This is a genomic window from Bifidobacterium crudilactis (genome assembly GCF_000738005.1).
GTDB classification, from domain to species: domain Bacteria; phylum Actinomycetota; class Actinomycetes; order Actinomycetales; family Bifidobacteriaceae; genus Bombiscardovia; species Bombiscardovia crudilactis.
On record NZ_JHAL01000002.1, the window covers coordinates 749,075 to 762,765 of the forward strand.

Below are 13,691 nucleotides of genomic sequence, written 5' to 3' on the forward strand. Positions count from 1 at the left end.
CCGTTTGTGTAGGGATTATTCCGGTATCCGGTACTCCGTGCAGTTTGGTATTGGCTGAATGCAGCCAATACCAAACTGCACGACGGCGTTGTTACTTGATAATCCCTACACAAACGGCTGTTCTTTGCGTCCTCGGCCCTATATACACCGAATCCAACCGGTTGAAGGCGTCCGGAAGGTCTTCGAGACCTCAGTGGAAGAAGTGCCGAGCGCCGGTCACATACATGGTCACCCCGGCTTGTTCGGCAGCCGCGAAAACGGCTTCGTCCCTGATGGATCCACCCGGCTGCACAACCGCCTTGACACCCGCATCAGCAAGAATCTCCATGCCGTCGGGGAAGGGGAAGAACGCATCGGATGCCGCCACGGCACCTTGAGTCCTGTTGGCGCCGTCGGCGAGGGTATTGGCCCTGGTTACGGCGAGATGACTCGAATCCACACGGTTCACCTGTCCCATGCCGATACCCACCGTGGCGCCGTCGTGAGCGATGAGGATGGCGTTCGACTTCACGGAGCGCACGGCCTTCCATGCGAATACCAGGTCCTGCAGCTGTCCTTCATCCGCGGCATCCCCTGCGACAAGCTTCCAGTTCTGGGGGTTGTCGCCATCCGCGTCAATGGAGTCCTGGCTCTGTATCAACAGGCCTCCGTCGATTTGCCTCATCTGCGGGCGAGCGATCGGAGCATGGGCGACACGGAGAATGCGCAGGTTCTTCTTTGTCTGCAGCAAGGCCAAAGCCTCGTCCTCGTAGGAAGGGGCCACGATGACTTCGGTGAAGATGGGCTTGACCTGCTGAGCCATCTGCAACGAGACTTCGCTGTTCGACGCAATGACGCCACCGTATGCGCTCATCGGATCGCAGGCATGGGCCTTGCGATGGGCCTCGGCCGCATCGGCACCGATGGCCAGACCGCATGGATTCGAATGTTTGACCACCGCGACTGCGGGTGTGCCGGTGAAATCCCAGACACTGCGCCATGCCGCATCGGCGTCAACGAAATTGTTGTAGCTCATCGCCTTGCCGCCGAGCTGTTCGGCATGGGCGAAGCCGCTGCGATTCAGAGGGTCAAGATACAGTGCAGCCTGCTGATGAGGATTTTCACCATAGCGCAGTGTGTGGGAAAGGTCCCATGTGCGTGTCAATTCGGTCGGGAAGGCCGGTGCCGGCAAGTCTTTGGACAGCAGGGAATCAGGCCTGGACCAGTGAGAGGATGTCCACTGTGCGATTGTGGCATCGTATGCCGCGGTGTGCGCGAATGCCTTCGCAGCAAGCCAGCGTCGCTCCTCCAGGTCGAAGCCCTCACCGTTTTCCACACGTTGCGCCACAAGGCCGTAATCCTCCGGGTCCGTGATGACCGCAACGGAGGCATGGTTCTTGGCCGCTCCCCTGACCATGGATGGCCCGCCGATGTCGATTTTCTCGATGACGTCGGCGTCTGCGGCGCCTGAGCGGACGGTATCGGCAAAGGGATAGAGGTTGACCACAACCAGGTCGAATGGCGCTATGCCTAGAGTTTCCAATTGGGAGACATGTTCAGGATTCGTCATGTCTGCGAGAATCCCCGCATGAATATGGGGGTCCAGGGTCTTCACCCGACCTTCAAGGCTTTCAGGGAAACCGGTGACCTCTTCGACCGGAGTGACCTGAACGCCCAGAGCGCTGAGCACCTTGGCGGTCGAACCGGTGGAAACCACCTGTGTGCCAGCCTTGACGAAAGCCGCTGCCAGGGCTTCGATACCTTCCTTGTGGAACACGGAGACGAGTGCTCTGTTGATAGGCCGTGTGCTGTTTGGCATTACTGGTCCTCCTTGGGATGTGGTTGGGAGTCGTTGGAGGGATTGATCGCTTCAGTCCCGTTATGGGGTTCCGAGGTGCCGCTGACCACACGGGCGGAAACCCGCCTTGCCATGGCCCTGGTCTCGGAAGTCTGGTGTTTCATGACGTCGTTGTCATCAACCGGTGTCGGTTTGTAGCCGGATTCCGGCTGTGAGTCGTTTCCGGACGATTCCTCGTCTGAGGTGGTAAGTGAATCGGAAACGTCGGCCCGATTGCTGATTTCCCTCAACAGCCATCTGAATCCGAATCGCACGCAGTAGAGCAGCGCCATCACGCCCCAGGACAGGGCCAGGCCCAGCGTAATCGCATGAACCAGGGTGCTGCTCGTCTGCCGGACGTCCACTCCGACATGTGCCAGATTATGCGAGCCCAAAGCCCCGTTCGAGAGTGAGAAAATCACCGACGAACTGAGTGCGATGAGAATGGATACCAGGCAGAAAGACAGCAGAGGGTATCCGAACACTCTCAGGTTATGGACACTGAGCAACGAGGATTCATGTTTCTTGGCGTTTCGCCATACGTCGAAGGCTTTGGAATGGAGCAGCACGAGCATCCCCAGCATGAATGCGATGACCACGGGAACAGACATGCACAGAAGCCTGAGCGTATCGCCTTCGAGTGCCGACGGAAGCAGACCGAAGGCAGGAACGGGAGGCAGCTCGGTCGACTGACCTATCCAGAGAGAAAAGTGCGAGGAGCTCCCTATCGAGAAGCCCGAACCCGAAAGCCAGGAGATCGCCCAGAGACACAGATTCGGCAACCAGGCCAAAGAGGCCAGGGTCGTGACAATTCTCGAACCGGTGCCCATCGAATTCAATTGGAATACGGTTCCCATGGTGCTGGCGTTCAGCGATATCCAGACGATAACCGTGGCGATGCCGCAAATCAGCAGCGCGACCATAAGACTGATCCACACGCGCACAGCCAGCCAGATGCTGTGCCCAAGCTCCTTCGGGAGCTGGGCCTGCAGTTTGTAAAACTGCAGGCGCGTGAACTCATCCCTGGGTAGCAAGGCCCAGAGGTAAGCAAAGGCGAACACGCCTGATACGCAAAGCAGACCAATGCCGAGAGGAAGCAGCAATCTATAGCTGGATGCGTGCAATACGACGGCGAATATCCCGAGCCAGACGCATGTTCCTGCGAAAAAACCTGGCCAGCTCGCTCCGATTCTCACAGCCAGAGCACGAATGAGCAGCACCAGCATCACACTGAGCGACAACGGTATCAGACTGATGAGGAAGGAACCCGATGAGAATCCGATTCCCTGGGAAAGCACCACCACTGCACTGGTCAGGGCGATTGACATGGAGGAGAGTGACCCTCCCTCCTCCATCGAGATGACCAACAACATCAACGAGATGAAGCATCCGAGTGCGACGGCGTATATCAGCACTGCGAGGAGAGCTACATATACGCCTTTGAGGCAGGATTGGATGCGTTCATTCATCACTGAGCGGCACCCGCCAATACCTCGCGCATGATGTCCGCAGTCTGCCCGGGAGTCTTGCCCACGCGGATGCCTACCGCCTCAAGTGCGTCCTGCTTGGCCTGTGCGGTTCCTTTGCCACCGGAAACGATGGCCCCGGCGTGCCCCATCTGACGTCCTTCAGGAGCCGTGAAACCCGCGATGTATGCGACTATGGGCTTGCTCATATGTTCGTGTGCCCACGTGGCGGCCTCTTGCTCGGCATCGCCTCCGATTTCTCCGATGAGAATGCATGCCTTGGTGTTGTCGTCCTCTTCGAAGGCCTGAAGCGCTTCAAGTAGGGTGGTGCCCACAATCGGGTCTCCGCCGACGCCCAGGCATGCAGTGAAACCGATATCCGAGAGTTCGCCCATAAGCTGATAGGTCAGCGTGCCGGATTTCGATACCAGCCCCAGAGGGCCAGAGGTGACGATGCCGTCAGGGATAATACCCAGATTCGTGCCGCGTTCTTCATCGGCATTCGGCAAGGTGACCAGTCCCGGGCAATTGGGGCCGATGATTCTGCATCCCTCACGTTGGGCGAGGGCCACGCAATACGCGGTGTCGGAGACGGGGATGCCTTCGGTAATGACCACGATGAGCGCGATATGTGCCTCTATCGCTTCGACCATCGCAGCTTTGGCAAAGCGCGGAGGCACGAAGATGACGCTTGCTTCGGCCCCTGTGGCGTCTTTGGCTTCCTGACAATTGGCGTATACGGGTATGTCCAGAACATCACCGTCCGTTTTCGGGAACGAGACGGACGTGCCGGCTTTACGAGGATTGACGCCACCCACGATATTCGTTCCTGCGGCAAGCATTCGTGCGGTGTGAGTCATGCCCTGATGCCCCGTCATCCCCTGGACGATGACCTTCGATGATGGATTGATGAACAAGGTCATCAGCGACCCTCCTGTGAGTTCTCTATGGATGCCGCGTCTTCGGGAAGACTCCCCAGAGAGACGCCGCTCAATTGCGAAGCCAAAGAAGCTGCGAGCTGGGCAGCCTCCTCCATCGTCGGAGCAACATGCAGGCGAGGGTTCTGGGCCGCGGCAATCGTCTCCAAACCGTCCTTGGCTCCGTTGCCATCGAAGCGAATAACGATGGCCTTCGCCGAATTGAGTGTTTGCAAGGCTGCAAGGATGCCTTCGGCGACCACATCGCAACGAGTGATGCCACCATAGATGTTGATGAGCACCGAGGCCACCTGAGGGTCGGAAAGTACGATGGAGAGGCTTCGGCTCATGACTTCAGCGGAGGCGCCACCTCCTATGTCCAAGAAGTTGGCGGGTTTGATGCCTGTCCCCTGCTCCTCTCCGGCTCCGGAAACGGCGTCCAGCGAGCTCATGACCAGGCCGGCACCATTGCCGATGACACCTACCTGACCGTTGAGATGCACATAATGCAGGCCGTGTTCGTGCGCCTGCTGTTCATAAGGGTCGCTCTGAATCGGGTCCTTGAACCTCTCCCATCCGTCATGACGGAAGGCGGCGTTGTCATCGAGCGAAATCTTGGCATCCAGCGCGCACAGAGTCTTGGAGTTCTCGTCCTCGGGATCACCGATCTTCGCCAATGGATTGATTTCCACCAGAGTGGCGTCGTTATCCTTGAATGCTCGCCACATCTTGAGAAGAATATCGGCCGCCTGATGGACATCCGCATGGTAGAAGCCTATGCTCTGGGCCATCTGCGTGGCGGCTTGCATGTCGAAATCCTCGAGAGCTCCTATATGAAGGCGTTTCACGGCTTCGGGATGCTCTTTGGCAATGGCCTCTACCTCGGTTCCCCCGTTGGCAGTGGCGAGAACATCGAAATCTCGGGAGGTACGGTCCACTGAGATGGAGACGTAGTATTCGTGCAGGATGTTCTTCGCTTCGGCAACAAGAACGCCACTGCATTTGTGTCCGTGGATGCTCATTGGCAGTATCTGCTCAGACGTGAGAATCGCGTCGTCCCTCGACGTTGCGAGCTTGATTCCGCCGGCCTGTCCACGGTGCCCGGTTTTTACCTGAGCCTTGATGACGCAGGGATACCCGATGTCATCCGCCGCAGCAGCGACCACGTGGGAATTCTGCGCAAATATAGCGCGCGGCGTTGCGATCCCCTGCTCTTCAAGCAACTCGCGAGCCTGGTACTCATACAAATCCATGGTGTGTCCTTAAAACCCTAGGCTCCAACTAGCCCTAGGTCGTTATAACCCCTATGTCTACGACCTGAACCGCCGTACATCCTGCATTGCCAGACGAAACTAGGCCGGCATGGAGAACAACGAACTCACAGGTCTATGCTCCAAAGCATCACGACCATGCAACCCATCGAGCTCCATAACAAAACTGTACCCAACAACTGTAGCTCCGGTTGCCTCGATAAGTCGTGCGGCCGCATGCGCCGAGCCTCCGGTGGCGATGAGATCGTCCATGATCAAAAGCCGTTCACCCTTGGCGCAGGCATCTTCCTCGATTTCCACACATGCCGTTCCGTATTCGAGGGAGTACGTCTCTCGTAAGGTCTTGGGTGGAAGTTTCCCTGCCTTGCGCACCGCGATGAACCCTTTCCCCAAGGCATTCGCGATAACGGGGCCGAGCAGGAATCCTCTGGCCTCAAGTCCGGCGATGGCGTCGATTTCTTCGACTGGCACTGGCAACGCTGCAATCATCGCCTTGACCAACAGCGATAATCCGCGAGCATCCGCGAGCACCGGCATGAAATCCCGGAAGAGTATCCCCTCCTTGGGAAAATCGGGGGTACTCCTGAACAAGGAGATGATGTATTCGATCTCTTCGGTCTGCAGGGTTGGAATGTCGCCGGCCTTGATGTCGGACTTGGGCATAGGGTACTTCCTTGTTGTCGTCGTTATGACGGTGTGGTGGCTGTGACTACTTGTTTGTCTGCTGCTGTTCGCTTGCCGGCGTCTCGGGTACGCTTTCCACGTCGATTACCTGCTGAGCGGACGGACCTTCCACAGGAACCTGAGCCTGATCCGAATTTTCCGCCGTAACCAGAGGGTTGCCCTCTTCGTCGACTTCATCATCCGACACATAGGCCGGTACGACAGGGGGCTCGGTGATGGCCTGAATGCGCCAACGTGACTGCGAGCCTTCCGAATCAATGACGATCTGATCCTTGTCGAGCTCGACGGAAACCACGGTGCCGATCAGGCCTGAAAACGTGGCTACCGCGGTTCCTGGCTGCAGAGACTGACGGAAGTCCTGAACTTTGCTCTGTTGCTGCTTGGATTTGCGTGATTGCCACCACATCAGTCCGACCATGAACACGATGACAATGATCATAAAACCATATTCCATTGGCTAACTCCTTAGTATCGGGGGGTATCGGAGGCGCAGAAGCGTGAAGAATTCAACACATCCAAAACCTAGATTTTAGAACAGCTTACTGACATCGGTGTGAGCTTCAAGCCCAAGATGCCTCCAGGCCTTGTCCGTGGCGACCCGTCCTTTGGGTGTCCGCATCAGGAAACCCTCGCGAACCAAGTATGGTTCACACACGGTTTCAACGGTTTCTGCCTCCTCCCCGACCATGGCCGACAGGTTGTTCAAACCGACGGGACCGCCGTTGAACTGCTTGACCACTGCGGAGAGTACGGCGATGTCGAGCCTGTCCAATCCTTCGGTGTCTATCTGGTACAGACTCAAAGCCTGCCGCACGTCGTCGGAGCTCACCTCGATGAGATCGTGCACAACGGCCCAGTCACGCACACGTCGCAGAAGACGGTTGGCTATGCGCGGTGTACCTCGTGAACGTAGGGAGAGCTCGGTCGCCGCATCGCCGACGAGCGCGACCTGGAGCACGGAGGCGGAGCGCTCGATCAATCGTTCGAGTTCCTCATGCGGATAGAAGTCCAGATGCGCGGTGAATCCGAAACGCGCACGCAACGGTGAAGGCAGCATGCCTTCACGAGTGGTGGCACCAACCACGGTGAAGCGAGGCAGCGTCAGCGGTATGGAAGATGCACCGGGACCTTTGCCGACCATGACATCGACACGAAAATCCTCCATCGCAATATACAGCAATTCCTCGGCGGCTCGGGGAAGCCGGTGTATCTCGTCGATGAAGAGAATCTCCCCGCTCTCCAGCGAGCTGAGCATCGAGGCGAGGTCTCCGGCATGCTGAATCGCCGGACCTGAAGTAATCCGTATCGGCACGTTCATTTCCTTGGCCACAATCATGGCGAGGGTGGTCTTGCCGAGTCCTGGAGGACCGGCGAGCAGGATGTGGTCGGGCGCCACATCCCTCTTGCGTGCGGCGTCGAGGAAAAGACCGAGCTGAGCCTTGAGACGCGGCTGTCCGATGAAACCGTCAAGTGTGTCGGGCCTGAGTTCCTCGTCGCTGAGCACTTCGCCGCTGATCGGATCGGCCGACACCATTCGCAGGGAGTCTTCATTCGCCCCTGCGTTCTTGGTGATGCCTGTGCGTGTATCGTCGTTCATTTCAGCGGCCCCTGTCCAATGAGGTCAGTGCGAGTTTCAGCACCTTCGGAATGTCCTGCGTCGAGAGCGGCAGGGCATATTCCCCGTCGCGGCAGACGTTCTGCACGGCCTGTTCGGCATCTCTCATCTGCCACCCCAACGATACCAATCCCTGCACCACCTGCTGGCTGCCCGAATCCAGGTTCTCCTCGGAATCCCCTGTGGATCGCTCGGGCACTTCCAGTCTTCCCGCCAATTCGAGGATGATTTTCTGTGCGCCCTTGCGTCCCAGCCCGGGAGCCTTGGCCAAGGCTCCGGAGTCTCCTGCCTCGATGGAAGCGATGAGCTGTTCGGGCCGCAATGTCGAAAGCAGTGACAGAGCGACCTTGGGGCCGATGCCGCTGACCTTCTGCAAGCGGATGAACAGTTGTTTGGATGAGCGAGAAAGAAAACCGAAAAGGGTGATGGCGTCCTGCGACACGTTCATGGTGGTGAAAATCTGTGCGGGACTCCCCGCATGCAATGATGCAAGATCAGCAGAAGGCATGCGCACCTCGAAGCCGACGCCGGAAACGTCGAGCAGTACGGTGTCGCTTTCTACGCCTATCACGGTTCCGGATAGTAACCCAATCATGCGTGCATCCTGCTTCCTCTGCTGCTTATCGCTTTCGGCGTGCGTACCGCTCTGCTGTCCGGATTACCCTCGCACAATACTCGGTCACGTCGCACCTGAAGGTATCGCGACACAGGGTAGTGCCATAGCGTCGGACTGTGCCACGGAGTGCTCTGCGGCCTCAAGGAAGAACGACCCACATCTTGGCAACCGTCAGAGGGCCAGTGCCACCTTCTGTTCGCCCTGGCATGAGCACATGGTACACGACCTTGATTAGAACACATGTTCGATAGACTACATGCCCCGGCCGACTCCGCGTCTCTTTGTCGCTCGCTGACTGGCGGCGGCCCATTGCCGTTGCGCCTGTGTCAGATGCTCTTCGCGTTCTCCGCCCTGAAGGGCGCCTCCCGGTCGCAGCGCGTGGCATATCGCCAGTGCCAAGGCATCCGCCGCATCAGCCGGTGTGGGCAGGCGGTCGAGTTTCAGTATGGTGGTTACCATACGCTCCATCTGAATTTTCTCTGCCTTGCCATTACCGGTTATCGCGAGTTTCGCCTCAGTAGGCGTGTGCAGTGCCACGGGGATGCCACGCTGCGCCGCTGCAAGCATAGCCAGTCCCGCTGCCTGGGCGGTGCCGAGCACCGTATTCCTGTTGGATTGCGCGAACACCCGCTCTATCGACACCGCATCGGGAGCGAAGGCATCCATCTTTGCAGACAGTCCATTGAAAATCGTGAGCAGACGAATATCCTGACTCTGGGCCGGCGCAGAACGCACGACATCCACATGAATAAAGGAAAGCCGGCGTGATGCGCCGGCTTCGATAACGCCGACCCCGCAGCGCGTGAGCCCGGGGTCGACGCCGAGAATAATCACTGCGGATTACTCCTCGTCCAATTGGGCCATGACTTCGTCAGACGCGGTCCAGTTGTAGTAGAGGTTCTGCACATCGTCGAGATCGTCGAGATTGTCGATGAGCTTGACGACCTTGCGAGCGGAGTCGATGTCGAGTTCGACCTCACTCTTGGGATTAAGCACCAAATCGGCTGAATCGTAATCGATTCCGGCATCCTGAAGAGCCTTGCGCACTGTGACCATATCGCTTGGGTCAGTGATTACCGCATAGCTCTCCTCGCCGTCCGTGACATCTTCGGCACCGGCTTCTGCGGCGATTTCAAAGACCTTATCGTAGTCGTTGCCTTCGGCGGGAACGACAATCTGACCTTTGCGCTCGAAATTGAAGCTGACGGAACCGTTCTGTGCCAGTGAGCCGCCGAACTTCGTCAAGGTCGAGCGCACCTCAGCAGCCGCTCTGTTGCGGTTGTCGGTGAGGCATTCGATGATGAGCCCGACTCCGGCAGGGGCATAGCCTTCATAGACGATGTCCTCGTAATTCGCCGCACCCGCCTCTTCGCCCGAGCCGCGCTTGACTGCACGAGTGATGTTGTCCGCCGGGACTGAGGACTTCTTGGCTTTGACGATGGCATCGTACAAGGTCGGGTTTCCGTCGGGGTCGCCGCCACCGGTACGTGCCGCGATCTCGATATTCTTAATCAGCTTAGCGAAGAGCTTGCCGCGCTTGGCGTCGATGGCAGCCTTCTTATGCTTGGTGGTGGCCCACTTGGAATGCCCTGACATTTCGCTCCTGACAAATCGATACATTAAACGAGAACGAGTTTAGGGTGTCTCTCAGACAATGGTGCGCCGATTCCTCGCACAGCAAGCATTCACGCCGTATGCACTAACGGTTTTGGAGTGCTTTGGCATAGATGGACAGAACGCTTCTGGTGACCTCGGACCAGTCATAGTCACAGGCACGGGCCGAACCACGTGCGGAAAGCTCCTGACGCGCCTCGTCGTCATCGATGAGCTCCATGACGACTCGGGCACAGTCATGGGCGTCGCCATTGGTGAACAGGCGTGCGGCCGTCCCCTCCTGCGAAACCGCTTTGAAGGCTTTGAGATCCGATGCGACGGTAGGACATCCGGCCGCCATGGCCTCGGCAAGGACGATGCCGAAGCTTTCTCCTCCGATTTGAGGAGCGACATACACCGTCAGACTCTTGTAGAAGGAGGCTTTGTCCTCGTCGCTGATGCGACCGAGAAACTCCGTGGCTTCAAGCAGACGTTCAGGGAAGGACGAAAGAATCTTTCGACCGTCGGATTCCCCGTCGCCGACGCAGAGGAAACGGGCTTTTGGATAACGCTCGAGAATGTACGAGGCCGCCCTCGCGAATACGGCGAATCCCTTGCGGTCCTCGCCCATACGTCCGAGGAATCCGATGGTCGGGGATTCTGGAGTGCCCTGCCATTCGCGTTTCTTGGACGCTGCGATGAAGGACGCGGTGTTGATGCCGTTCGGAATGACGGAAATATCCGTGGCGGGATCGAGGTAATGGCTCGCCGTCTCCAGTGCCGAATCACTCACGCAGATCGCGGAACGGATATTCGACAGATACGAACGTAGATACAGCTGTGTGCATTTCAAAGCCAGCGGATAGGTGTCGAAGGAAGCGTGGAAGGTCGCCACGTAGGGACATGGGTCGAAACCGGGTATCAGTGGTTTGTGGCTGATGCTCGGGACTTCGGGTTCGTGCAGGTGCACGATGTCGAAGTGCCCCTGTTTCACCCATCGCCTCGTGGTGGACCCGACCCAGCCGAAGTAACTGAGGTTGGCGACGGAACCGTTGTAGGGTATCGCGAAGGAGCTGCCCGTGGTCTGCACCCACAGCGGCATGTCGTGGGTGCGTCTACCTGGCGCGAGGACTTCCACATCGTGTCCTCGGGATATGAGTTGCTTGGCGAAATCCCGGATGTGCAGTTGCACTCCGCCGGGTGTCTCAAAGGAATACGGGCTGATGATGCCTACTTTGAGTTTGCGCCCGGCTAGAGGGTCTTCGAGTTCGCTCACCCGAGGTCGTTCAGATTCAGAAGGCATATGTCATATTCTTTCACTTCGCGCCCGTGCGCGTTCAGACACGGTGTCAATATCCGTGCGGATATCCTCCGGAACCCCATGAAGCCGCTGCATATCGAGATCTTCGATGAAGATGGGCTGCAGCATGTGCCAGTCCTCCGGATGGTCCTCGATTCCGGCTGCCCAAACGTTCACCCAGGCCTGTGACACCGCCTGTACGGCGTCCTCAGCGGCCATGCCGGCGTAGTCCTCGGGAAGAATCGGTCCGCTGACCGTGCATACCTGTCCCGAGCCCACACCCGCCGCGTGTTTGCGTTTTCCATGCAGCGCCTCGGTATGCATGTTGACCACGTACAAGGGTCTTCCGCTCTTCAGGGCGATGGTGGCTGGTCCGCGCGCCACACGAATGGTCGATCCGAATGCCTGCACGAAAACGCCGTGTCTGCTGAGATCTCGATCGGCCAGAAGAGGCACCACCACATGCGGCTGCTGCAGAGCCTGTTCAAGTCGCCCGGTCAGACCCTGATGACCTGTCAGAAGAATGGTCATGCCCAGCTGTTCCCTGATGTTCACGAAGGTGTGCAGCATTCTTTCATCGCTCAGACGTTCGGCCACCGTCGTGACCGGAGCTATGGCGTCGTTTGCCCAGAAGCCCGCATAGTCCCAGTTGCCTTGATGACCCATGGCGATAGGTGCCGAGGATTCCACGCATTGCCTGCGAATCGAGGACAGCCCTTCCCCTTCACCTCTGACGCGGGCTTTGAGCTGCTCGGAGCTTCTGGCTCCGACCGTCAGTGCCTCGGCGAAGTACAGGAAATACGACTTCATCGCCTGTCGCGAGACCCGTCTCAGTTGGCGACGGCCGGGTACATCGTCTCGATGCGTCAGCACGCGGCAAAGGTTGCGCTCCAACTGGCGCACACCACCGAGTCTGAACAGCCAGGCGATATCGGCGACTCCCATGAACAGCAGTCTGATAAGGCCCTCAGGGAACCATGAGGCATGACGTGCCAGGGCACTGAGTACGGCGTTCATATCTCTCTCTTACTGATGGTTCGGATCCGCGGGCCTGGGCGAAGTGCTCATGCTCCGCGAGACATGCCAGATTCTCTGCCATACGGTGACCACGCCGAGTACGGCCAGAAGAATCATGCAGCATGCGAGTACCGCGGAAGGAAGGCCGATTCCCGTCAATGCCATGCCTACCAAAATGATCACCAGTCTGTCCGAGCGTGTGGCGATGCCGTTTTTGGCCTCATGCCCTTCGGCTTCTGCACGAGCGCGGGCATAGGACGTCACGAAGGATGTCATAACCGAGAACAGAGCGGCATACATGCCTATTTCGGACCAGTTCTGCAAGGTTGAACTGTCAGAAGAGGCGATTGTGCGATGGAAGTAGATAATCACCCCGGTCAGCACCGCCCAATCCGCAATCCGATCCAAGGTCGAGTCGAGGAACGCACCGAACTGTGTGCCGCCACCGGTGAGTGCCGCCACCGAGCCGTCAAGCGAGTCGAATATCACCAGAATCGTCAGAAGAACGGCTCCTGGAAGCAGCCATCCGGTCAAACCAGTGGCGATGGACACCACCACGGTTCCGGCGGCGCCGACCACCGTCACGACGTTGGCAGTCACACCCATCGAGACGAGGCCTCGTGCAATCGGGGCGATCAGCCGCTTCCACGGTTTACGCAGATGCTCAAACATCAGATTTCCTTCTCCTCGGGCCGTTGTTCGGTTTCTCCCCCGAATAGCTTCAAGAACATATCGGCATAGGCTTTACGCTGGTCTGACAGCAATATGGGCATGGTTCGCGTCTGCGCCACGATGGGCATGAAGTTCGCATCACCGTTCCAACGCGGAACGATGTGCTGATGCAGATGCGACGCAACCCCTGCTCCGGCGACATCGCCTTGGTTGATGCCAAGATTCCATCCGTCCGGGTGCGAGACCTCCGCCATCACGCGCATGGCCTGTGTGCTGACCTTTTCGAATTCGAACAGCTCATCGTCGTTCAGGTCCGTCAGCATGCCGACATGTCGATACGGGCATACCATGACATGACCGACGTTGTATGGATAGAGATTCATGATGACGAACACCCGTGCGCCTCTCCACACGATCAGACCGTCCTCATCCGTTTTCCTCGGAGCTTCGCAGAAGGGGCATGCTTGTTCCTTAGTGCCGTCATTACCTTTCGGGGCCAGAACGTATGCCATCCGCTGCGGGGTCCACAGTCGCTCGATGTGATCCTCCCGAGGAGGAAAATCCGAAGGCAAATCACATCTGACGGCACCATCGACCGCCCTGCATGCCGAGGATTCGTCGGATTCCGAGGATGCGCTCTTGCAGGAGCGCACTGCCCCGCCCTCCTGATTCCGAGGTATCCCGTCCGACGAAGGATCGGCATCATGCAAGCTCTTCATGCTGC

14 protein-coding genes are annotated in these 13,691 nt (G+C 58.1%); all 14 read right to left on the reverse strand.

The window, feature by feature from the left end; all coding sequences use genetic code 11:
- Positions 1–190: 190 nt before the first annotated feature.
- On the reverse strand, positions 191–1,798 hold the full coding sequence (purH, locus tag DB51_RS05460) for a bifunctional phosphoribosylaminoimidazolecarboxamide formyltransferase/IMP cyclohydrolase (RefSeq protein WP_034252387.1): 1,608 nt from the start codon (positions 1,796–1,798) through the stop codon (positions 191–193).
- On the reverse strand, positions 1,798–3,285 hold the full coding sequence (locus DB51_RS05465; protein ID WP_034252388.1) for a cell division protein PerM: 1,488 nt from the start codon (positions 3,283–3,285) through the stop codon (positions 1,798–1,800). Before DB51_RS05465 ends, purH begins: the two co-directional genes overlap by 1 nt.
- Entirely contained in the window at positions 3,285–4,205 is a 921-nt protein-coding gene (sucD, locus tag DB51_RS05470; protein ID WP_034252391.1) for a succinate--CoA ligase subunit alpha, read from the reverse strand. The genes DB51_RS05465 and sucD overlap by 1 nt, the downstream gene beginning before the upstream one ends.
- A complete protein-coding gene (gene sucC, locus DB51_RS05475) occupies positions 4,205–5,452 on the reverse strand; it encodes an ADP-forming succinate--CoA ligase subunit beta (protein ID WP_084674577.1) in 1,248 nt (415 codons plus the stop codon). Before sucC ends, sucD begins: the two co-directional genes overlap by 1 nt.
- A 99-nt stretch (positions 5,453–5,551) precedes the next feature.
- Positions 5,552–6,133 carry an adenine phosphoribosyltransferase gene (locus tag DB51_RS05480; RefSeq protein WP_034252394.1) on the reverse strand — a complete coding sequence of 194 codons (582 nt, stop codon included), beginning with the start codon at positions 6,131–6,133 and terminating at the stop codon, positions 5,552–5,554.
- Positions 6,134–6,179: 46 nt separating this feature from the next.
- Positions 6,180–6,608 carry a preprotein translocase subunit YajC gene (locus tag DB51_RS05485; RefSeq protein WP_034252395.1) on the reverse strand — a complete coding sequence of 143 codons (429 nt, stop codon included), beginning with the start codon at positions 6,606–6,608 and terminating at the stop codon, positions 6,180–6,182.
- Between the two features lie 75 nt (positions 6,609–6,683).
- On the reverse strand, positions 6,684–7,751 hold the full coding sequence (ruvB, locus tag DB51_RS05490; RefSeq protein WP_034252396.1) for a Holliday junction branch migration DNA helicase RuvB: 1,068 nt from the start codon (positions 7,749–7,751) through the stop codon (positions 6,684–6,686).
- A 1-nt stretch (position 7,752) separates the two neighbouring features.
- A complete protein-coding gene (gene ruvA / locus DB51_RS05495) occupies positions 7,753–8,364 on the reverse strand; it encodes a Holliday junction branch migration protein RuvA (protein WP_034252398.1) in 612 nt (203 codons plus the stop codon).
- Between the two features lie 273 nt (positions 8,365–8,637).
- Positions 8,638–9,219, reverse strand: coding sequence for a crossover junction endodeoxyribonuclease RuvC (gene ruvC, locus DB51_RS05500; protein ID WP_034252400.1), 582 nt, complete (start codon positions 9,217–9,219; stop codon positions 8,638–8,640).
- A 6-nt stretch (positions 9,220–9,225) separates the two neighbouring features.
- Positions 9,226–9,981: a YebC/PmpR family DNA-binding transcriptional regulator gene (locus DB51_RS05505; RefSeq protein WP_034252402.1), complete on the reverse strand. Its 756-nt coding sequence runs from the start codon at positions 9,979–9,981 to the stop codon at positions 9,226–9,228.
- A gap of 103 nt (positions 9,982–10,084) precedes the next feature.
- Complete coding sequence (locus DB51_RS05510; RefSeq protein ID WP_051867313.1) at positions 10,085–11,281, reverse strand: glycosyltransferase family 4 protein; 1,197 nt, start codon at positions 11,279–11,281, stop codon at positions 10,085–10,087.
- A gap of 3 nt (positions 11,282–11,284) precedes the next feature.
- Positions 11,285–12,295, reverse strand: a complete 1,011-nt coding sequence (locus DB51_RS05515) for a phosphatidylinositol mannoside acyltransferase (protein ID WP_034252405.1) — start codon at positions 12,293–12,295, stop codon at positions 11,285–11,287.
- Positions 12,296–12,304: 9 nt separating this feature from the next.
- Positions 12,305–12,967 carry a phosphatidylinositol phosphate synthase gene (pgsA, locus tag DB51_RS05520; protein WP_034252407.1) on the reverse strand — a complete coding sequence of 221 codons (663 nt, stop codon included), beginning with the start codon at positions 12,965–12,967 and terminating at the stop codon, positions 12,305–12,307.
- A complete protein-coding gene (locus DB51_RS05525; RefSeq protein WP_084674578.1) occupies positions 12,967–13,686 on the reverse strand; it encodes an HIT family protein in 720 nt (239 codons plus the stop codon). The genes pgsA and DB51_RS05525 overlap by 1 nt, the downstream gene beginning before the upstream one ends.
- Positions 13,687–13,691: the final 5 nt, after the last annotated feature.

Bases quoted from the DNA above. Each gene is read 5' to 3' on its own strand.
- purH (WP_034252387.1), bottom strand. From the start codon at position 1,798: ATGCCAAACAGCACACGGCCTATCAACAGAGCACTCGTCTCCGTGTTC.
- DB51_RS05465 (WP_034252388.1), bottom strand. From the start codon at position 3,285: ATGAATGAACGCATCCAATCCTGCCTCAAAGGCGTATATGTAGCTCTC.
- sucD (WP_034252391.1), bottom strand. From the start codon at position 4,205: ATGACCTTGTTCATCAATCCATCATCGAAGGTCATCGTCCAGGGGATG.
- sucC (WP_084674577.1), bottom strand. From the start codon at position 5,452: ATGGATTTGTATGAGTACCAGGCTCGCGAGTTGCTTGAAGAGCAGGGG.
- DB51_RS05480 (WP_034252394.1), bottom strand. From the start codon at position 6,133: ATGCCCAAGTCCGACATCAAGGCCGGCGACATTCCAACCCTGCAGACC.
- DB51_RS05485 (WP_034252395.1), bottom strand. From the start codon at position 6,608: ATGGAATATGGTTTTATGATCATTGTCATCGTGTTCATGGTCGGACTG.
- ruvB (WP_034252396.1), bottom strand. From the start codon at position 7,751: ATGAACGACGATACACGCACAGGCATCACCAAGAACGCAGGGGCGAAT.
- ruvA (WP_034252398.1), bottom strand. From the start codon at position 8,364: ATGATTGGGTTACTATCCGGAACCGTGATAGGCGTAGAAAGCGACACC.
- DB51_RS05505 (WP_034252402.1), bottom strand. From the start codon at position 9,981: ATGTCAGGGCATTCCAAGTGGGCCACCACCAAGCATAAGAAGGCTGCC.
- DB51_RS05510 (WP_051867313.1), bottom strand. From the start codon at position 11,281: ATGCCTTCTGAATCTGAACGACCTCGGGTGAGCGAACTCGAAGACCCT.
- DB51_RS05515 (WP_034252405.1), bottom strand. From the start codon at position 12,295: ATGAACGCCGTACTCAGTGCCCTGGCACGTCATGCCTCATGGTTCCCT.
- pgsA (WP_034252407.1), bottom strand. From the start codon at position 12,967: ATGTTTGAGCATCTGCGTAAACCGTGGAAGCGGCTGATCGCCCCGATT.
- DB51_RS05525 (WP_084674578.1), bottom strand. From the start codon at position 13,686: ATGAAGAGCTTGCATGATGCCGATCCTTCGTCGGACGGGATACCTCGG.